Source organism: Parasynechococcus sp. (assembly GCF_045559935.1).
Classification (GTDB): domain Bacteria; phylum Cyanobacteriota; class Cyanobacteriia; order PCC-6307; family Cyanobiaceae; genus Parasynechococcus.
On record NZ_JBJLJL010000010.1, the window covers coordinates 16,900 to 32,549 of the forward strand.

Below are 15,650 nucleotides of genomic sequence, written 5' to 3' on the forward strand. Positions count from 1 at the left end.
AGCGCGCGCATCGCAAGACGGCATGCGTGCTTACACCTAATCGTTTCCGTGATGTCTCGGGGCCTGCCATCGTGCAGTCCGTTGCTTGTCGCCCGGGCATGAACGGTGAGGATCCAGTGACGCCGATGACGGCCCTGGTCGTCGACGCGGATGGCCGGCTCACCTACATGGGTGAGGACGGACGCCGCCGCGTCATCGTCGGTGATCAGGAGCTGCTCGACCGGCTGCAGAGCCTGCGGGCTGACTCCGACGACAACACCTTTGAGGGGGGGTGCGGGATCTGAACCCGGACTCCAGGCCCTACGTCAGCGGGCGGTTGTGCACCTCGGCTTCCCGGACCATCGTCTGCGCTTCCCACAGTCCTTCAACGCGACAGCAGTGGTGGTCGGCGTCGCAGGCCCAGTACCAGCCGTCCCCGAGGGATTCGATCGTGCTTCCACGCACCGTATGGATGATCAGTTGGTCCACAGGTGGATTAGTGACGTCTTTCAGTCTTGTCACAGATTGAGTCCAGAATGCAACCGATTTGGACCAGCTGGGGCTGGGCCGATGGATTCAGTTGCTGCGGCCGAGAGCCAGCACAGCATCCATGCGCTTCACCTCGGAATTCAGAAAGAAATCCGCCCACATGCTCATCAGAAAAGTGAGTGTGCCGATGGCGCGCACCTGTTCGGGAGAGCCGGCCGGTGTGTACTTGAAATCCATGAACATGCGATCTGCCACCTTCTGTTGCTCGCGGCAGCGGGCGTCGATCGACATCTCAGTTCTCCTTGCGCAGGCTGGGAAGGTCCGAGGGTTGCCTCAGCACGTAAGCGACCAACCCTGTCAGCACGAGGCTCACGGCGATCAGAGCTTCGATGGCAATGGAATAATCCGTCATTGAGGGCCTGTATGTGAAGAAAAGTTAACAAGGGTCGGCGTCGCTCTGTGGCGATGCTGTTGCTCAGTGCGCAGATCCGTTGCGGCGCAGTCCTGATTCCCGGGATGTCTGGCAATCTGATCGGTGATCTGCGTTGTTCGGCTCATGCTGTTGTTCGCCTCCCAGACGGCTCCCGGCGGTCCTGCCGTGATCCTTCCGGCCCTGTTGATCACCGGTCTTCTGGTGGCTGCCTCGCAGGCTTTCGTTCCCAAAGGCGGCAGCGACGACTGATCGCGAACCGGTTCAGCGGTCTGCCAGGGATGTCTCAGCCTGGCTTCAGAACCGGATGCCGACCTCTCCATACGTTGAGGAGACGTCGTTGTCGAAGCCGTGAAGCGTTTCCTGTTCTTCACCCAGCTGGTTCTGTTTTCCTCGTTTCTTCAGTTGCTCGATCCGGCGCTGGCTCTCTCCTGTCATCCCCTGTTTGGGGGATGTGCATCCTCTGAAGCTGAATTAATCAGGGATGGAGAGCCTCACCTGCCTCCATGCCCCCTGTCTACGACCTGATTCTGGAGGTGAATGGCGATCTGCTCATTCGCAGGATCCTGGCGAATGGCCAGCGGGATGCCTGGGCCATGGCCAGGCGGTTGCACAGTGGCCGGGTGAAGGGAATTGTGTGTCGCGATGGTGAGGAAGCGGATGCTCCGCTCGACTCCCACCGCTAGAACGTCAATGAGCATCGGGCTCTCCCGTGGATCTACGTGTCGGATCGCCGGAGATGCAGAGGGTCACCGCGGAATGCCGCGACCTGCTTCGCGGCCAGAGGGTGCTGCTCTGCTTCGGCGACCATCTGGCTCTCTGTGCCGTCGCGGATGCCGAGGTCTTCAGCGGGGGCGTCAAAGCGGCGGTGACCACAGAGGAGGAAGGGGTGCAGCACGCGCTGCGGCATCGCCCTGATCTGGTTCTGGCCAGCGAGGATCTCGAGCGCGGCTACGGCATCCGCCTGTTGCAGCGTCTCAAGCAGGCTCTGCCTCAGACCCGTCTGCTGATCTTTCTGCGCCGCGAAACGCAGGCGGTGGTGCAGGAGGCGATGCTGGCCGGTGCCGATGGCGTGCTGTTCATATCGGCCCTCGGCGGCGGCAGCGGCAATTTCGTCAAGGCCCTGCAGGTGACGGCCCGAGGCGGGTTGTTCTATCCGGGAGCGGTGCGTGCCGCTCTGAGGCCAGTCGGCGATCCTCCCTCGCGCCTGGAGGCCAGGGACACCCTCTCGGAGCGGGAGCTCGAGGTGGTGTCCTGCATCGCCGGTGGCTACCGCAACAGCGAGATCGCCGAGCAGCTGCAGATTTCAACGGAGACCGTCAAATCCCACATCAGTGCGGCGATCCAGAAGCTGGGCGTGCGTGATCGCACTCAGCTGGCCGTGCAGGCTCTTCTGCACGGATGGATCTCGGCTCAGTAGACCCCGTAACGGATGCCGCGGTAACGCAGCTCCAGCCCGGCGGTTGCCTGCTGTTGATCCCGATTCGGCTCATAGGACACGCCCCGGTAGCAGAGCGTCCTGCGGCTGTCCCGGCGCACGGCGGTGTGCTGTGTATCGGTGTGTTCGGCGTTGGCGTAGTCCCTCGTCATCTGCAGACGAGCCCGCTCGACGGCCTGACGGCGCATGGTGCGGGTTTTGATCAGTTGAAGCGTGTTCATCACAGGCTCCTTGTACAGCGCCCGCGTCCCCGTTGCCTGACGCGGGTCTGACTGCAGCCCCGATGGACGGGGCTCAACGTGCTCTGATCATAGAACATTTCTGTAGCAACAGCTACTTTTTTGCCGTCCGGATCCGGCTGCCAGCATGGCGCCATGGACCCCGCGATTCCCGTTCTCTGCATCTGCGGCCCCTCCGCCGCCGGGAAAACCACCTTTGCCGCTGCACTGGTTGACCATTTCCGTGGTCGCGGCCGGTCTCCGCTCACCGTCGCCTGCGACGACTACTACCGCAGCGACTGGACCCCGCATCCGCTGTTCGGTTACGACACGGTCGAGGCCATCGATACGGACGCCCTGCGCTCGGACCTCGAAGCGGCGCGATCCGGCCGGGCCGCCAGCCTTCGCCTCTACGACATGCGTTCCCGCACGGTCGGGCGTCGCGTCATCGACGCTGCCTACGACCTTGTGGTGCTGGAAGGGTCCTACGGCCCCCAGGATCTGATCCAGGGTTTTCCCTTCGATGGACTGATCTATCTCGAGGAGTCGCTGCCCGTCCGACTGGTCCGCCGTCTGAGCCGTGATGTGCGCCAACGCCACCGCTCACCCCGTTACGTGATCCGTCAGATGCTGCGGGAGATGCTGCCCGGAGAGCGCCGTTTCATCCGCCCGCTGCGGGAGCATGCCGATCTGGTGGTCCGGGATCCGCAGCACGGCATCACGGCCGTCGGTCGTCTGATCGGCGACAGCTGATCCGCCGAGGTCTGGCTAACAACCAGGCAGATCTCCTCGTTCCATGGCCACGTACAAGATCAGCATCGAAGGCGGTGCCAGCTTCGACTGTGCTGACGACGTCTACATCCTCGATGCGGCCGAGGAGGCCGGTGTGGATCTTCCCTACTCATGCCGAGCCGGAGCCTGTTCCACCTGCGCCGGAAAGCTGATCAGCGGATCCGTGGATCAGACCGACCAGAGCTTCCTGGATGACGATCAGATCGGCCAGGGGTTCGCACTGCTCTGCGTCAGCTATCCCACAGCGGACTGCGCCATCAAGGCCAACGCCGAAGACGACCTGAACTGATCACGCCTTTCGCGTGATCACCGGTTTGCGGCGGTCGGGATACAGCTCCCTGCAGAGGGGGCAGACCCGTCCGTCGCATCCGCGTGCCGTGCAGAATTCGCGCCCGTAGAAAATGATCTGGAGGTGGAGCCTGTTCCAGGCCCTCTCCGGAAACAGGGCCTTGAGGTCCCGTTCGGTGCGCGCCACGTTCTCCCCGTTGCTCAACCCCCATCGCTGAGCCAGGCGATGGATATGGGTGTCCACCGGGAAAGCGGGCACGCCGAAGGCCTGGGACATGACGACGCTGGCGGTCTTGTGCCCCACCCCGGGCAGAGCCTCCAGCTCCTCGAAACTCTGCGGCACGGCGCCGTCATGGCGCTCCAGCAGCAGCTGGGCCAGCCGGCGCACGTTCTTCGCCTTGGTCTTCGCCAGTCCGAGCTGGCGGATGAAGCCGAGGATCTCCCCCTCATCCAGCTCTGCCATCGCCGCAGGAGTCGGTCCTGCGGCGAACAGCGCCGGTGTCACCTCGTTCACCTTCTTGTCCGTGCACTGAGCGCTGAGCAGCACGGCGATCAGAAGCGTGAACGGATCGCTGTGGTCCAGGGGGATCGGTGTTTCGGGGTAGTGCTCCTCGAGGCGTTGCATCACCCGTTCGGCTCGCTCCTTCTTGCGCACGATCGATCAGTCCTCTCGCCCACCGCCGAAGCGGCGGAACAGTCCCTTCACCCGGTCCTTGGCGCGTCGCACCGCCCCCGCCCGGGCTGCCGGCGTTTCGCTGGCGGGCTCCGGCTCGGGCGATGGCTCCGGCGATGGTGTGGGTGTGGGTGTGGTGGCCTCTGCCTGGCTGGGCAGCCCTGCCAGTCCGGCGCCCAGTCGCCGTTGAAGATCGGTGCGGGCCGTTTTCAGCACCAGCACATCCCGGCGCCAGTGCGCGAGCACGGCGTCAGCCCGTTGCAGCTGCAGAACCAGATCCTGCACGTCCCTGGGCAGACTGTCCCGGCTGTAGCGGTTGCCGTCGATCTGAAGCAGCGGGGGCAGCGGAGAGGGGCCTGAACGCGTCATGTCGGGAGCCGCTGATCCTCGAACTCATTCTCCCATCGATTTCTGGGCGTGGGATATTGTTTAGATATGTGGTTAATATCGTAACGATATCGTGCAAAGTTGCCTGTTCCGCAACAGTGAGTCAGATCCTGTTCGATCTTGACGGTGCGCCTGCGGCGGCGGATTCGCTCTGCCTCCTGTCTTCTTGTCTCGCTGACCATGCTGACCCTCGGCTGCGGCCGGGAGCCGGTGCAGCAGGTCGCGGATCGCCGTCCGACGGTGCTCACCACCTTCACCGTGCTGGCGGATCTGGCCGCCAATGTGGCCGGCGAGCGTCTTCAGGTGCGCTCGATCGTCAAGCCCGGGGCGGAGATCCACGGCTATCAGCCCACCCCCAGCGACATCGAGCAGGCCGCGGGAGCGTCCCTGATCATCGAGAACGGATTTGGTCTGGAGCTCTGGGCCCGGCGCTTCACCGCCGCGGCCGGCGACATTCCCACGCTCACGCTGACGGAGGGAATGCAGCCGCTCCTGATCGGAGAGGACGCCTACGCCGGCAAGCCCAATCCCCATGCCTGGATGTCGCCGAAACGGACCATGGCCTATGTGGATCGTCTGGTGCAGGCCTTCACGCGTCTGGATCCCGCTGGTGCGGATGTCTTCGCCGCCAACGGCCGCCTCTACAAGGATCGTCTCAAGACTCTCGACGACGAGCTGCGCCGCACGCTGGCGGGGATTCCTGAGCAGCGGCGCGTGCTGGTGAGCTGCGAGGGGGCCTTCTCTTACCTCGCGGATGATTACGGCCTTCGCGAGGCCTATCTGTGGCCGGTCAACGCCGAAAGTGAGATCACCCCGAGGCGGATGGCCCGGTTGATCGACCTGGTGCGGGAACGGCAGGTGCCGGCGGTGTTCTGTGAGAGCACCGTGAGCGATGCGGCTCAGCGTCAGGTGGCAGAAGCCACCGGTGCCCGCTTCGGGGGAACCTTCTACGTCGATTCCCTGTCTTCAGCGGATGGCCCGGCATCCACCCTGCTGGACCTGCAGCGGCACAATGTGAAGCTGATCCGCGACGGTCTGGCCGGAGGCAAGGGGTGATGCGCATCGAGGCGGAGCAGCTCTGCGTCGATTACAACGGCACGGTTGCGTTGTACGACGCCAGCCTGCATCTGCCTGAGGGTTGCATCTGCGGGCTCGTGGGCATGAACGGTGCCGGCAAGTCCACCCTGTTCAAGGCGCTGACGGGCTTCGTGCGGCCATCCCGTGGCCACATCCGCATCAACGGCCGCAGTGTGCGGGAGGCCCAGCGGCAGCAGGCGGTGGCCTACGTCCCTCAGAGCGAGGGCGTCGACTGTCAGTTCCCAGTCTCTGTGTGGGATGTGGTGATGATGGGCCGTTACGGCTCCATGAATCCGCTGCGGATCCCCCGCAGCAGCGATCGTGTCGCCGTGGGCGATGCACTGCAGCGGGTCGACCTGCTCGAGCTGCGCAACCGGCCGATCGCTGCGCTCTCAGGCGGCCAGCGCAAGCGCACCTTCCTGGCCCGGGCCATCGCTCAGCGGGCTGATGTGCTGCTGCTGGATGAGCCGTTCAATGGCGTGGACGTGCGCACCGAACAGCTCATGGCTCAGCTGTTTCTGCAGTTCCGCGAGGAAGGTCGCACGATCCTGATCTCCACCCACGACCTCAGCCATGTGCGCGACTTCTGCGATCTGGTGGTGCTGATCAACAAGACCGTGCTCGCCTACGGAGAGACCTCTGAAGTGTTCACTCCTGAGAATCTGGCGATGACCTTCGGGGGGCTGCCGCCGGATCTGCTCACCGGCAACAGCACCCCTGAAGCCCCGCACTGATCACGCCTGGTCAGCGGTTGTCGAACCGCGTTCCATCACCCGGTTCAGCACGGCCTGTTTGATGCGGGCCCGGTCCCGCTCCACATAGATCTCGGCCCAGTGCTCGGGTTTGGATTTCTGCTGAACCGCCTCCAGCTCGCGTTCGAGTTCGTCGAACACGGCATCGACGAACCCATCCGGGTTGTCGCCGAAGCTGTCATGGCGGTTCAGAACCTTGTCGAGACGACGGATCAGTCGGGTGGCGCGGGACATGGCGGGGAGGGTGGAGATCGTGGAAGGGGATCAGGAGCCGTTGGAGGGCTCGGAGTCGTTCTGCAGCAGCCGGATTCCCGTGCTGTCCTGCAGCTGCTTGAGCAGGGTGGCCAGGGACAGGTTGACCTGCCCCTCGCGCTCGCCGATCAGGGTCACTTCTTCAACCTCGACCGGCTGAACCGTGTCGCTCAGCATGGTGAGCAACGGCTCCAGCTTTTGCAACAGGAACAACCGTTTGGCGTCGTCGCCGGAGCGTCGGAGCGACTCCACCAGTTCCCGGAGACCCTCGGCCTGGGAACGACCCTGTTCCACGATCGTGGCGGCCTCACCCTTGGCATCGGCGATCATCGTCAGCGATTCGGATTCCGCCGGTGCGATCACATCGGCTTCGAGCTGTTGCATCACCTGCTTGATGCGTTCCTCCTGCACAGGCACTTCGGCCTGGGCCCGGGCCAGCTCGGCTCCGACCATCGCTTCCACCTCCGCCACCAACGCATCACGGCCGGTGAGGGCATCCTGCATGCGTTTCTCCGCCTCCGCCGTCGCCACGGCCAGCTCCTTGTCCAGTCGCCGCAGCGCGGTGATCCGCTCGTTCTCGGCCTTCTTCACCGCTGACTGGGAGCTGGCCTCCGCTTCGGCGATGCGCGAGTCCCGCTTCAGCTCCACCAGCTGCTTGCGACCGATCGAATCGAGATAGCGAACGTCATCGGAGATGTTCTGGATCTGCAGGGTGTCCAGCACCAGTCCGAGTTTCTGCAGATCGTCCTCCGCCTCCTCCAGCAGGGTGCGGGCGAAGGTCACCTTGTCCTCGTTGAGCTGCTCGGGGGTGAGGCTGGCCATCACACCGCGCAGATTGCCCTCCAGCGTCTCCTTGGCGATGTGTCGGATCTCGTCCTGTGATTTGCCGATCAGGCGTTCGATCGCGTTGTGGATGCCCGGCTCATCACCGGAGATCTTGATGTTCGCGACGCCGGAGACGTTCAGGGGAATCCCGCCCCGGGAGTAGGCGTTCTCCACCCTCAGGTCGATGATCATGTTGCTGAGGTCAAGGCGCATCACCTCCTCAAGCAGGGGGATGCGCAGGGCGCTGCCGCCTCGCACGGTGCGATACCCCACCGGCTGACCGCTGCCGGTGGTCCGCCGCAGGCCAGCGAAGATCAGCACTTCACTGGGCTGGCAGATGTAGTACAGCTGACGCAGCAGCACGACGAACGCCCAGATGCCGGCGGCGCCGGTGAGACCGAGTGCGATGAACATCAGTGATTCTCCTGGGAGTTGGTCAGGGTGCCGAGCAGATCGATGCCGAGAATCTCGTTCACCTGCTCGAAGAACTGGCGCACCACCACGTGGTTGAGGGCCACAAGACTGGCGAGGGACTGGGCGCCGTTGCCATCCAGAGCGGTGACCCGCTGAAGTTTCAGGCGGGCCGGCAGACGCGTGGCCTGGGAGAGCACCATCTCGATCTGCTGCAGCAGAAACACCAGCTCCGCGGTGCTGCCCGCTTCCTCCCACACCTGGGTGAGCAGGTCATTGACCAGAGCGCTGGCCTTGACGTCCTCCGCCGTGGCCGCCGCCTGGCCCCGGGCCCGCAGTTCCTTGGCCTTCTGACTGGCCTGGGCCGGCAGCACCTCCTCCGCCTTCAGCCGCAGGCGCTCCAGCTCCGCACGCACCCTCTGCAGCTGCTGCTCGGCGCGGGCCCTGGCCTCCTGCTCAGCCGCCTTCGTGCGCTCCTCCTCGGAGCGGGCCTGCTTGTCCATCTGCGCCACCTTGGTGCGCACCTCATTGGTTTTCTGCAGCACAACGGTGTCCGCCTCGGTGCGCATCACCTCGGCCACCTCCTCCATCTGCGCTTCCACCCGCTCGGCCTGACCGATCGCCTCCGCTTCGGCGATCTCCGCATCGCGGACGATCTGGGCGACGCGGCGTCGGCTGATCGAATTCAGGTAGTCCACGTCATCGAAGACGCTCTGGATCTTGAGCGTGTCCAGCTGCAGCCCCAGTCGACGCATGTCCTGACCGACATCCTCGGCGATCTGCTCGGCGAAGCGGAGCCGGTCTTCGTTGACCTGTTCGGGGGTGAGCTGGGCCAGCACACTGCGCAGATTGCCCTCGAGGTTCTCCTTGGCCACCTGCACGATCTCCGAGGGGTCATGACCGAGGAAGCGCTCGATGGCGTTGTTGCGCACCTCCGGATCGGTGCTCACCTTGACGTTGGCGATGGCCTGGATGTTCAGCGGGGTTCCGCCGTGGGAATAGGCGTTGCGCACCTCCACCACCACCGGCAGCAGCGTGACGTCGACACGGCGGGCGGTTTCGAGAATCGGCTTGACGAAGGTCCAGCCACCGTTGGCCACCACCCGGTATCCCTTCATGCCCTGGCTGCCCTGGTCCGAGTTGGAACCGGTCACCACGAGCATCTCGTTGGGTCGGCAGATGCGGATCATCCAGCGGCTGATCAGAGTCAGGGCGATCAGGCCGATGAAGACACCGCCGACAGCGCCCAGCACAACGGAGTTGTCACTGCGCCCGTTGCTCCACATCGGCGGGGATGCCGGTTGCACCTGCAGCAGGGGCTGCTTCTGAAGTGGTGGCCCTTTCATTCGATTCGGCAGGAGATGTCTTCCCTAGCGCCGATCCTGTCGATCCGCCATCAAATGCGATCCACCCGCAGGGTGTGCCCGTCACTGGCCACCACCACCACCGTGGTGCCCTGAGGCAAGCTTCCCCCGTTGCTGACGGCCGGTCGGCGGATCAGGCTGCCGCGGGCCGTCAGCTCCACGAAGCCGCGGCTCTCCGCTTCGATCGCCAGGGTGACGATGCCCTCCCGCCCGATCAGATCAGCGCTGCGCACCAGGCTGTCGACGTCCCGCCGGCCCATCAGGCCCAGCAGCCGTGCTGCGGCCAGTCCCATGGCCACTCCCATCCCAAGAGCCACGACCACCGTCGGCAGAACGGTGCCGCTGCGGGTCAGCAGGCTGAGCAGCAGACCGCACAGACCGAACCCGCACAGGCCGAAGGACCAGAACGGGGTGCTGAACAGCAGGCTGAGATTGCCGCCCGCTCCATCGGCGTCGGCCCCGCTGTCGCCCTCCAGAGACAGGGCGATGAGCACACCCCCGGCAAGCAGGCAGAACAGGTAGGTGAGCAGCATGGTTGGCGGTGCTCACTCCAGTCTGGCTCGCATCAGCTCCGTGAGTGCCTGCTCGAGATCGTTGGTGAGCTGCTGCACGGCCCGGCGGCGGTTGCTGCGGTAGTCGGCCACCCGTGGTTGCACGGCGAGCGCCTCCCCGAGACTCAGTTCGACCCGCTGCGGACCGAGGGAAGGCTTGCCGTTCCAGGGGCTGGCCTCGATCCATCCGATCGCCTCCTCCACCAGCAGCACCATCTCGGCGAAGCGGTCGAAGTCCGGTTGATCGCTCACGTAGTGACCGCTGACGCTGGTGAAGTGCTCCACCAGGCGCATGCGCGTCAGCTGCTGATCCGCTTCTCGCGCCTCCCAGTCCGCCAGGCTGCGCTCGAGCGGTGGCAGCTGATCGAGGTTCTCGCGGTAGATGCGGTCCCAGGCCGCCTGTTCGATGCGGCGGCAGCGCTCCTGCAATGTGCCGCTGGCCCGCAGTCCGAAATGGCTTTCAGCCTTGCGAAGTCCATGCAGTCGGTAGGCCTCGATCCGCTGGGTCAACGGTTGATCCGGCTCCGGATGCAGCCGTTCCAGCTGTTCGAGGGCCTCGATCAGCTCCGCGCCGATGCGCAGAAGCCGTTCCCGGCGGTTCCCCTGATCCTCCGGGCTCAGCCCGAGGTGCTGCTCGAGTGCGGTCAGCCGCGCTTCCAGAGCCGCCCAGTCCGGTCGACGCCAGCTGTAGCGGATGCCGACAGGAATCACATGAAGCGGACGGGGATCGTCCGCTTCATCCATGTCTTCCGCTGCCCAGAAGGCCAGCTGGGCCACCCCCGGTTCGAGGGGAGCCATCTCGCCGGAGAGGTTGTTGGTCGCTCCTTCAGGGGCCACCACCAGGGCGTGGCGACCCTGGGCCAGAGCATCGCGGGCCTGTTTCAGTGCAGGTCGGTCGAGCCGTCCCCGGTGGATTGCGATGCCGCCGCACCGCTGCAGCAGCCAACCGATCAACGGTCCGGCCCAGAGCGGGATGCCGCGGTCGTAGAGGAACCGCAGTTCGATCGGGCGCGGCAGTGTCAGTCCAAGCCGGCGCGCAGCCTCAGGCACCCGCGTCCAGAACAGATCCGCCAGCACCAGCGGATCCCGCGGGCTGGGATGCCGGAAGGCGAGCAGAAGGGTTCGCTCCCCCTGCTGCTGGGCGGCGAATTCCCGCGCCAGCCCCTCGTCGGCATTGCCATGGTCCAGTTGCAGCCGCTGACTGGCGAACACCCAAGGCAGCAGACGACGCAACACGCCCTGCACCGTGCGGCTTGCCCGGGTCGGCAGACGCCTCAGGGCTGGTCTGGCGGACTGGATCGAAGCGTGCGGCACGCGTCAGAGGCAGACCACCCGAGCCTGATCGGCTGCTGGGGAATCAGGTCCCTCCCCGGGACGGACCCGCACCTGGACCTGCCCGGTCGACCGGACTGAAAGACTGAGGTCTGCGGCCCGATGCGGCGGTGATGTCGTTCCTGCTGGACCCCCTCAGTCATGCCTTCATGGTGCGGGCGCTGCTGGTCAGTGCCCTGGTGGGAGGAGTCTGCGGTCTGCTCTCCTGCTACATGACGCTCAAGGGCTGGGCGCTGATGGGCGACGCCGTTTCCCATGCGGTGCTTCCCGGCGTGGTGGTGGCCTATGCCCTCGGCCTGCCGTTCTCCCTCGGTGCCTTCGTCTTCGGCGTCGGCTCGGTGGCTGCCATCGGCTTCGTCAAGCAGAAATCGCGCGTGAAGGAGGACACGGTGATCGGTCTGGTGTTCACCGGTTTCTTCGCCCTCGGGCTGGTGCTGGTGTCGAAGACCCGCAGCAACATCGACCTCACCCACATCCTGTTCGGCAACGTTCTGGGCATCTCCTCGGCCGACCTGCAGCAGACCCTGCTCATCTCCGCTCTGGTGGTGTCGCTGCTGCTGCTGTTCCGGCGCGATCTGATGCTGTTCTGCTTCGATCCCACCCACGCCCGCTCGATCGGCATCAACACCGGACTGCTCCACTACATGCTGCTGGGGCTGCTGTCGCTGGCTGCCGTCGCCGGTCTGCAGACCGTCGGCATCATCCTGGTGGTGGCGATGCTGGTGACCCCCGGGGCCACGGCTTACCTGCTCACGGATCGCTTCGATCGGATGACCCTGCTGGCGGTGCTCAGCAGCGTGCTCTCCAGTGTGCTGGGGGTGTTCATCAGCTACTGGAGCGACAGCTCCACAGCCGGTTGCATCGTGCTGGTGCAGACGGCCCAGTTCCTGCTGGCCTTTCTGCTGGCCCCCCGCCATGGTGTGCTGAGGAGTCACTCCAACCTCAGCCCCTGATCCGCGGTTCGCATCCATGACCGAGACCACTGTTCTGGATTTCAGGCTCAGCAACAGCTTCGAGGAGTACCGCGATCACATGAACGCCCCGGAGCAGCAGGCGATGTTCGCTCAGATGGGCGTCAGCACCTTCTACATCGGTGTCTGCAAGGACGATCCGACGCGGGCCACCGTGATGTTCCAGGGGCCTGAGAACGTCCTCCACGATGTGTTCATCAACCCGGAGACCAAGCCTGTGGTGGAAGCCTCCGGACACGTCTACGACGGCACCGTGATCACCCGCTGGCTGGCCTGAAGGCCGGCAGCACCTGCCGGTAGCCGTTGGCCTCAACCACGGTGAGATCGGTGTCGAACAGAGCGCTCAGCCGCTCGGCGGTGAGCATCTGTGCCGGTGATCCATCCCCCACCACAGTTCCACCATCCAGAAACAGCACCCGCTGCATTTCAGGAACGATGGTGTCGATGCGATGCGTCACCTGCACCACCGTCGTGCCGTTGCGGCACAACTGCCGCAGGGTCTGCAGCAGCTGATGGGCGGCCTTCAGATCAAGGGCACGGCTCGGTTCATCGAGCACCAGAACCTCGGGCGAGTGCACGAGGGCGCGGGCGATCATCAGCCGTCGTCGCTGGCCATCGGACAGCTGCCCGAAGCGCTGCTCTGCGATGGTCTCCAGACCCAGCTGGTGCAGCAGGGCATCGCCATGGCGGCGTTGGTCGGGGGTGGGCGTCTGATCCCGGCCGAGACGCATCGAGCCGAACAGGCCGCTGAGCACCACATCACGGGCTTCGACCCCTGGGGGAAAACGCGTTTCCAGCTCCGTGGTCACCACCCCGAGCCGGCTTCGCAGCTGCCAGAGATTCACCGTCTCGCTGCCGAACAGCTTCAGGTGGGCGTCAGCCTGCACGATCGGATGGAGGCTGCGCTCGATCAGTTTCACCAACGTGCTTTTGCCGGCCCCGTTGGGTCCCAGCACCGTTGTCGACTGCCCCAGTGCAAGGGTCAGATTGAGCTGTTGGATCACGGGCCTGCCGCTCAGCCAGGCCTCCACCTGCCGGGCTTCGAACCACACCTCAGCCATCGGCTTCCGCCAGCAGCCGGTCGATCACCACCCGGAGGCCAGGAGCGATCGGCCGCGTCTCGCCGCAATGATCGCTCCAGACGTGGCCGCTGCTCAGTTCCTCCAACGATGTCAGCTTCAGGTCCTGCCCCTCCTGCAGATGCAGACGTTCGATCGGATCGGTCAGGTCTCCTCGGAACACATGGGCGATGCGGCTGCCGTTGTCGTGGCTGAACCAGAGCGGCAGGGCCGTCTCCGGTCTCCAGCCGATCTCCTCCTCCAGTTCGCGCAGCACCGCCTGCTCCGGGGCCTCTCCCGCTTCGACGTGTCCGCCGAACAGACCCCAGTGGCCCGGGTAGATGATCGTGTCGATGTCATCGCGCAGCTGCAGCAGCCAGCAGCCGTCGCGTTGCAGCATCGCCAGGGCGACGGAGTAGGTCATCGAACGGTCTGCCGAATCATTTGATGGGCAGCAGCTTCGGGTGAACGTCGGCGCCGACCTTGCCCTCCACTTTCACCGACCCCCCGATGCGGACCGTGTCGTCCACCTTCACCGTTCCGGTCACGGGGAAGCTGTCCCTGGCGGTCACGCTGATGGGTTGTTCGATGGCATCCACCCGGGCTGTCACCGCACCACCGACCTTCACCGGGGCCTCGATGCTCCGAACGGTGATCGGGCCCTTGATCGCCAGCGGCGCCTGGCCGCTGATCTCGACCTGATCCTTCACGCCGACCGTGCCTGTCACGGGCAGCGGGTCTTCGGTGCGGATCGTGATGGCCGCGGGCATCACCAGACGTTCCACATCCAGTCCGCCCTCGATGCGCACCGGGATCGGATTCCTCAGCAGACGGACCGCGGTCCAGGCGAGCACCACCGCTGCCGCCGCGAGCACGATGCTGGAGACCACGATGGCTGCGGGCCAGCGGTAAGCCAGCAGCAGCTCGTCGCGACGGTTGGATGTCGTCATGGGGAACAGGCGCTGCGGTCATCACATCCCCTCGTCGGATCGGGTGCAAGTCCCTGGTCCCGTCTGTCTCGCCTAGCGCATCCAGAGGGCCAGTCCGCCGCCGCGTCCTCTGGCGCTGAGCCGACCCTGTTCCCGATCCAGACCGATCAGCGCGAAGAACGGCATGCGTCGGGCGTCGGGCTGCGGCAGGCCCCGCTCGAACAGCGTCAGCGTGCCAAGGCTGAGGCGAACGCTCCTGAAGCTGAACATCAGCAGCGGCCGTCGACCTGTGAGTTCGGCCTCTCCATCGAAGCGAAGACGCAGCGAACCGAGATTCACCTGATTGGCGATCCGCAGGGCTCCGTCCGTCTCCTCTCCGCTGAGGATCAGGCAGGCGCCGAGTCCTCTGAGCAGGGCCGCGGAGGCTGCCGGAGCCGGGGTTCCGTCACGGCTCCATGTGGCCCTGAGCCGCCAGGTCCCGATCAGGGAGGCCATGGTGATGCCGCTGCCGCTGCGGCGGCACTGCCGCTCGAGAGCCAGCAGATCCTCGCCGCTGGGAAGGCTGTCGCTGGGAAGGCTGTGGGTTGGGATCATGGGCAGACGCAGCCCTGCCATCTTTGACGACATTTCTCCTGCGTGGCCTCCGCATCGGATCCAGCACGATTGCGATCGTTGAACTGCTGCGCAGCGACTGGGTCGGCGGTGGTCTGGCCAGCCTCGCCTGGCTCGTGTTCGTTCAGGTGGAACGCCGTCGTTCCGCAGGTGAAGAGGACGGACCCAACGACGACGCGTGAACGGGCTGAGCCTCAGCTCTTCTGACCAACCGCAAATTCCAGGTCAGCCCAGCTCAACTCCACCCATTTCAACCCCTCCTCGATTTCCAGCCTGAGAGCGGCAGCGTCTTCCGCAGCCCCTGCGTCGACCAAGTCCAGATACCTCTGGTACTCGGCCATCCAAGCGACGAGATTCGGGGTGCTGTTGGTCATGAAGCCATTGAACACCGAGGGAAGCGGAGCTTGTTGGTTCAGATCCAACCGATAGCAATTGCACCTGTTTGGGGGTATCGATCCGTTTCGTCCTGTTGGGAGGTTGGTCCCATCAAGGCAGGAGGCAGCAATGGCCCCGTCGGCTTTTCATCAAACGTTCACCGGTCGAACCTGCTTGAAGTGGTCTGCGGATGGCTCCCTGTCTGAGCACGACCATCAGGAGCTGATGAAACGTCTCTGCTCGGTTGATCCAGTCCTGGCTGAAACCGACGTCTGCGACGTCCAGAACGATGTCGCGCTGACCGGTTACGAGTCGGCCCAGATGAAACGCTTCCTTCGCTCCCAAGCAGAAGACCCAGAGTCCCGGGAGGTGGCCTGATCCATCGAATCCCGGAGTGATTCAGCACCCCATTTGGGGGTATCGACAGCATCACTCCCAGGGGTTCAC

The 15,650-nt window shown here is 64.8% G+C and carries 28 protein-coding genes; 12 read left to right on the forward strand and 16 right to left on the reverse strand.

Features of this window, described 5'->3' with window-relative positions; all coding sequences use genetic code 11:
• Window positions 1-71: 71 nt before the first annotated feature.
• Window positions 72-284, forward strand: coding sequence for a hypothetical protein (locus ACJ0G7_RS09945; RefSeq protein ID WP_407395983.1), 213 nt, complete (start codon window positions 72-74; stop codon window positions 282-284).
• 16 nt (window positions 285-300) lie between these two features.
• On the opposite strand, the gene ACJ0G7_RS09950 is transcribed toward ACJ0G7_RS09945, so the two are convergent.
• Complete coding sequence (locus ACJ0G7_RS09950) at window positions 301-468, reverse strand: hypothetical protein (protein ID WP_173402112.1); 168 nt, start codon at window positions 466-468, stop codon at window positions 301-303.
• A gap of 87 nt (window positions 469-555) precedes the next feature.
• Entirely contained in the window at window positions 556-759 is a 204-nt protein-coding gene (locus ACJ0G7_RS09955) for a hypothetical protein (RefSeq protein WP_043690896.1), read from the reverse strand.
• A 244-nt stretch (window positions 760-1,003) separates the two neighbouring features.
• Between ACJ0G7_RS09955 and ACJ0G7_RS09960 the strand changes: the two genes are divergently transcribed.
• Window positions 1,004-1,150 (forward strand): hypothetical protein, encoded by a 147-nt coding sequence (locus tag ACJ0G7_RS09960; RefSeq protein WP_156957069.1) that lies wholly within the window; start codon window positions 1,004-1,006, stop codon window positions 1,148-1,150.
• A gap of 45 nt (window positions 1,151-1,195) precedes the next feature.
• Here the strand turns inward: ACJ0G7_RS09960 and ACJ0G7_RS09965 are convergent, their stop codons facing one another.
• Complete coding sequence (locus ACJ0G7_RS09965; protein WP_156957070.1) at window positions 1,196-1,336, reverse strand: hypothetical protein; 141 nt, start codon at window positions 1,334-1,336, stop codon at window positions 1,196-1,198.
• Window positions 1,337-1,404: 68 nt separating this feature from the next.
• Between ACJ0G7_RS09965 and ACJ0G7_RS09970 the strand changes: the two genes are divergently transcribed.
• A complete protein-coding gene (locus ACJ0G7_RS09970) occupies window positions 1,405-1,584 on the forward strand; it encodes a hypothetical protein (protein ID WP_043690899.1) in 180 nt (59 codons plus the stop codon).
• A gap of 26 nt (window positions 1,585-1,610) precedes the next feature.
• A complete protein-coding gene (locus tag ACJ0G7_RS09975; RefSeq protein WP_043690902.1) occupies window positions 1,611-2,318 on the forward strand; it encodes a response regulator transcription factor in 708 nt (235 codons plus the stop codon).
• Here the strand turns inward: ACJ0G7_RS09975 and ACJ0G7_RS09980 are convergent.
• Window positions 2,312-2,557 (reverse strand): hypothetical protein, encoded by a 246-nt coding sequence (locus tag ACJ0G7_RS09980; RefSeq protein WP_407395985.1) that lies wholly within the window; start codon window positions 2,555-2,557, stop codon window positions 2,312-2,314. The genes ACJ0G7_RS09975 and ACJ0G7_RS09980 overlap by 7 nt on opposite strands.
• Window positions 2,558-2,710: 153 nt before the next feature.
• Here ACJ0G7_RS09980 and ACJ0G7_RS09985 point away from each other — a divergent pair, with 153 nt between their 5' ends.
• Complete coding sequence (locus tag ACJ0G7_RS09985) at window positions 2,711-3,307, forward strand: nucleoside kinase (protein WP_043696428.1); 597 nt, start codon at window positions 2,711-2,713, stop codon at window positions 3,305-3,307.
• Between the two features lie 43 nt (window positions 3,308-3,350).
• Entirely contained in the window at window positions 3,351-3,635 is a 285-nt protein-coding gene (locus ACJ0G7_RS09990; protein WP_043690908.1) for a 2Fe-2S iron-sulfur cluster-binding protein, read from the forward strand.
• Here ACJ0G7_RS09990 and nth read toward each other — a convergent pair whose 3' ends face one another.
• Together nth and ACJ0G7_RS10000 are read right to left on the reverse strand one after the other, a co-directional pair.
• A complete protein-coding gene (gene nth / locus ACJ0G7_RS09995) occupies window positions 3,636-4,289 on the reverse strand; it encodes an endonuclease III (RefSeq protein ID WP_407395986.1) in 654 nt (217 codons plus the stop codon).
• 6 nt (window positions 4,290-4,295) lie between these two features.
• A complete protein-coding gene (locus tag ACJ0G7_RS10000; RefSeq protein ID WP_407395988.1) occupies window positions 4,296-4,676 on the reverse strand; it encodes a DUF6447 family protein in 381 nt (126 codons plus the stop codon).
• Window positions 4,677-4,874: 198 nt separating this feature from the next.
• Here ACJ0G7_RS10000 and ACJ0G7_RS10005 point away from each other — a divergent pair, with 198 nt between their 5' ends.
• Together ACJ0G7_RS10005 and ACJ0G7_RS10010 are read left to right on the forward strand one after the other, a co-directional pair.
• The gene (locus tag ACJ0G7_RS10005; protein WP_084188073.1) at window positions 4,875-5,750 is read left to right on the forward strand and encodes a metal ABC transporter substrate-binding protein; all 876 of its coding nucleotides are present in this window, start codon (window positions 4,875-4,877) and stop codon (window positions 5,748-5,750) included.
• Window positions 5,750-6,505 (forward strand): metal ABC transporter ATP-binding protein, encoded by a 756-nt coding sequence (locus tag ACJ0G7_RS10010; RefSeq protein ID WP_043690918.1) that lies wholly within the window; start codon window positions 5,750-5,752, stop codon window positions 6,503-6,505. The genes ACJ0G7_RS10005 and ACJ0G7_RS10010 overlap by 1 nt, the downstream gene beginning before the upstream one ends.
• Here ACJ0G7_RS10010 and ACJ0G7_RS10015 read toward each other — a convergent pair whose 3' ends face one another.
• Genes ACJ0G7_RS10015 through ACJ0G7_RS10035 form a run of 5 tightly spaced genes read right to left on the reverse strand, consistent with a single transcriptional unit; the run spans window position 6,506 to window position 11,240 of the window.
• Window positions 6,506-6,757, reverse strand: coding sequence for a hypothetical protein (locus ACJ0G7_RS10015; protein ID WP_043690920.1), 252 nt, complete (start codon window positions 6,755-6,757; stop codon window positions 6,506-6,508).
• Between the two features lie 30 nt (window positions 6,758-6,787).
• Entirely contained in the window at window positions 6,788-8,014 is a 1,227-nt protein-coding gene (locus ACJ0G7_RS10020; RefSeq protein ID WP_043690922.1) for a flotillin family protein, read from the reverse strand.
• Window positions 8,014-9,357 (reverse strand): flotillin family protein, encoded by a 1,344-nt coding sequence (locus ACJ0G7_RS10025; RefSeq protein WP_407395990.1) that lies wholly within the window; start codon window positions 9,355-9,357, stop codon window positions 8,014-8,016. The genes ACJ0G7_RS10020 and ACJ0G7_RS10025 overlap by 1 nt, the downstream gene beginning before the upstream one ends.
• Window positions 9,358-9,407: 50 nt before the next feature.
• Window positions 9,408-9,908, reverse strand: coding sequence for an NfeD family protein (locus tag ACJ0G7_RS10030; RefSeq protein ID WP_407395991.1), 501 nt, complete (start codon window positions 9,906-9,908; stop codon window positions 9,408-9,410).
• A gap of 12 nt (window positions 9,909-9,920) precedes the next feature.
• A complete protein-coding gene (locus ACJ0G7_RS10035) occupies window positions 9,921-11,240 on the reverse strand; it encodes a lysophospholipid acyltransferase family protein (RefSeq protein WP_407395992.1) in 1,320 nt (439 codons plus the stop codon).
• Window positions 11,241-11,371: 131 nt separating this feature from the next.
• On the opposite strand from ACJ0G7_RS10035, the gene ACJ0G7_RS10040 reads away from it, so the two are divergent.
• Complete coding sequence (locus ACJ0G7_RS10040) at window positions 11,372-12,211, forward strand: metal ABC transporter permease (RefSeq protein ID WP_043690934.1); 840 nt, start codon at window positions 11,372-11,374, stop codon at window positions 12,209-12,211.
• Between the two features lie 16 nt (window positions 12,212-12,227).
• Window positions 12,228-12,506 carry a DUF3764 family protein gene (locus ACJ0G7_RS10045; RefSeq protein ID WP_043690936.1) on the forward strand — a complete coding sequence of 93 codons (279 nt, stop codon included), beginning with the start codon at window positions 12,228-12,230 and terminating at the stop codon, window positions 12,504-12,506.
• Here the strand turns inward: ACJ0G7_RS10045 and ACJ0G7_RS10050 are convergent.
• The 4 genes from ACJ0G7_RS10050 to ACJ0G7_RS10065 all read right to left on the reverse strand — a co-directional run bounded on the left by ACJ0G7_RS10050 (window position 12,487) and on the right by ACJ0G7_RS10065 (window position 14,831).
• On the reverse strand, window positions 12,487-13,290 hold the full coding sequence (locus tag ACJ0G7_RS10050; RefSeq protein WP_407395993.1) for an ABC transporter ATP-binding protein: 804 nt from the start codon (window positions 13,288-13,290) through the stop codon (window positions 12,487-12,489). The genes ACJ0G7_RS10045 and ACJ0G7_RS10050 overlap by 20 nt on opposite strands.
• Window positions 13,283-13,711, reverse strand: coding sequence for an NUDIX hydrolase (locus ACJ0G7_RS10055; RefSeq protein ID WP_407395994.1), 429 nt, complete (start codon window positions 13,709-13,711; stop codon window positions 13,283-13,285). The genes ACJ0G7_RS10050 and ACJ0G7_RS10055 overlap by 8 nt, the downstream gene beginning before the upstream one ends.
• 16 nt (window positions 13,712-13,727) lie before the next feature.
• Window positions 13,728-14,237 carry a hypothetical protein gene (locus tag ACJ0G7_RS10060; RefSeq protein ID WP_043690944.1) on the reverse strand — a complete coding sequence of 170 codons (510 nt, stop codon included), beginning with the start codon at window positions 14,235-14,237 and terminating at the stop codon, window positions 13,728-13,730.
• A 72-nt stretch (window positions 14,238-14,309) separates the two neighbouring features.
• Complete coding sequence (locus ACJ0G7_RS10065) at window positions 14,310-14,831, reverse strand: hypothetical protein (protein ID WP_407395995.1); 522 nt, start codon at window positions 14,829-14,831, stop codon at window positions 14,310-14,312.
• Between the two features lie 2 nt (window positions 14,832-14,833).
• Here ACJ0G7_RS10065 and ACJ0G7_RS10070 point away from each other — a divergent pair, with 2 nt between their 5' ends.
• On the forward strand, window positions 14,834-15,010 hold the full coding sequence (locus ACJ0G7_RS10070; RefSeq protein WP_371257641.1) for a hypothetical protein: 177 nt from the start codon (window positions 14,834-14,836) through the stop codon (window positions 15,008-15,010).
• Window positions 15,011-15,022: 12 nt separating this feature from the next.
• On the opposite strand, the gene ACJ0G7_RS10075 is transcribed toward ACJ0G7_RS10070, so the two are convergent.
• Window positions 15,023-15,202 (reverse strand): hypothetical protein, encoded by a 180-nt coding sequence (locus ACJ0G7_RS10075; protein ID WP_071839757.1) that lies wholly within the window; start codon window positions 15,200-15,202, stop codon window positions 15,023-15,025.
• Window positions 15,203-15,377: 175 nt separating this feature from the next.
• On the opposite strand from ACJ0G7_RS10075, the gene ACJ0G7_RS10080 reads away from it, so the two are divergent.
• The gene (locus tag ACJ0G7_RS10080) at window positions 15,378-15,581 is read left to right on the forward strand and encodes a hypothetical protein (protein WP_407395997.1); all 204 of its coding nucleotides are present in this window, start codon (window positions 15,378-15,380) and stop codon (window positions 15,579-15,581) included.
• Window positions 15,582-15,650 lie beyond the last annotated feature (69 nt).

What these genes read in the sequence shown, in the direction of transcription:
- ACJ0G7_RS09955 (WP_043690896.1), bottom strand. Translation starts at nt 759, where the DNA reads ATGTCGATCGACGCCCGCTGCCGCGAGCAACAGAAGGTGGCAGATCGC.
- ACJ0G7_RS09965 (WP_156957070.1), bottom strand. Translation starts at nt 1,336, where the DNA reads ATGACAGGAGAGAGCCAGCGCCGGATCGAGCAACTGAAGAAACGAGGA.
- ACJ0G7_RS09970 (WP_043690899.1), top strand. Translation starts at nt 1,405, where the DNA reads ATGCCCCCTGTCTACGACCTGATTCTGGAGGTGAATGGCGATCTGCTC.
- ACJ0G7_RS09980 (WP_407395985.1), bottom strand. Translation starts at nt 2,557, where the DNA reads ATGAACACGCTTCAACTGATCAAAACCCGCACCATGCGCCGTCAGGCC.
- ACJ0G7_RS09985 (WP_043696428.1), top strand. Translation starts at nt 2,711, where the DNA reads ATGGACCCCGCGATTCCCGTTCTCTGCATCTGCGGCCCCTCCGCCGCC.
- ACJ0G7_RS09990 (WP_043690908.1), top strand. Translation starts at nt 3,351, where the DNA reads ATGGCCACGTACAAGATCAGCATCGAAGGCGGTGCCAGCTTCGACTGT.
- ACJ0G7_RS10000 (WP_407395988.1), bottom strand. Translation starts at nt 4,676, where the DNA reads ATGACGCGTTCAGGCCCCTCTCCGCTGCCCCCGCTGCTTCAGATCGAC.
- ACJ0G7_RS10005 (WP_084188073.1), top strand. Translation starts at nt 4,875, where the DNA reads ATGCTGACCCTCGGCTGCGGCCGGGAGCCGGTGCAGCAGGTCGCGGAT.
- ACJ0G7_RS10010 (WP_043690918.1), top strand. Translation starts at nt 5,750, where the DNA reads ATGCGCATCGAGGCGGAGCAGCTCTGCGTCGATTACAACGGCACGGTT.
- ACJ0G7_RS10015 (WP_043690920.1), bottom strand. Translation starts at nt 6,757, where the DNA reads ATGTCCCGCGCCACCCGACTGATCCGTCGTCTCGACAAGGTTCTGAAC.
- ACJ0G7_RS10020 (WP_043690922.1), bottom strand. Translation starts at nt 8,014, where the DNA reads ATGTTCATCGCACTCGGTCTCACCGGCGCCGCCGGCATCTGGGCGTTC.
- ACJ0G7_RS10025 (WP_407395990.1), bottom strand. Translation starts at nt 9,357, where the DNA reads ATGAAAGGGCCACCACTTCAGAAGCAGCCCCTGCTGCAGGTGCAACCG.
- ACJ0G7_RS10030 (WP_407395991.1), bottom strand. Translation starts at nt 9,908, where the DNA reads ATGCTGCTCACCTACCTGTTCTGCCTGCTTGCCGGGGGTGTGCTCATC.
- ACJ0G7_RS10040 (WP_043690934.1), top strand. Translation starts at nt 11,372, where the DNA reads ATGTCGTTCCTGCTGGACCCCCTCAGTCATGCCTTCATGGTGCGGGCG.
- ACJ0G7_RS10045 (WP_043690936.1), top strand. Translation starts at nt 12,228, where the DNA reads ATGACCGAGACCACTGTTCTGGATTTCAGGCTCAGCAACAGCTTCGAG.
- ACJ0G7_RS10050 (WP_407395993.1), bottom strand. Translation starts at nt 13,290, where the DNA reads ATGGCTGAGGTGTGGTTCGAAGCCCGGCAGGTGGAGGCCTGGCTGAGC.
- ACJ0G7_RS10055 (WP_407395994.1), bottom strand. Translation starts at nt 13,711, where the DNA reads ATGACCTACTCCGTCGCCCTGGCGATGCTGCAACGCGACGGCTGCTGG.
- ACJ0G7_RS10060 (WP_043690944.1), bottom strand. Translation starts at nt 14,237, where the DNA reads ATGACGACATCCAACCGTCGCGACGAGCTGCTGCTGGCTTACCGCTGG.
- ACJ0G7_RS10065 (WP_407395995.1), bottom strand. Translation starts at nt 14,831, where the DNA reads ATGGCAGGGCTGCGTCTGCCCATGATCCCAACCCACAGCCTTCCCAGC.
- ACJ0G7_RS10075 (WP_071839757.1), bottom strand. Translation starts at nt 15,202, where the DNA reads ATGACCAACAGCACCCCGAATCTCGTCGCTTGGATGGCCGAGTACCAG.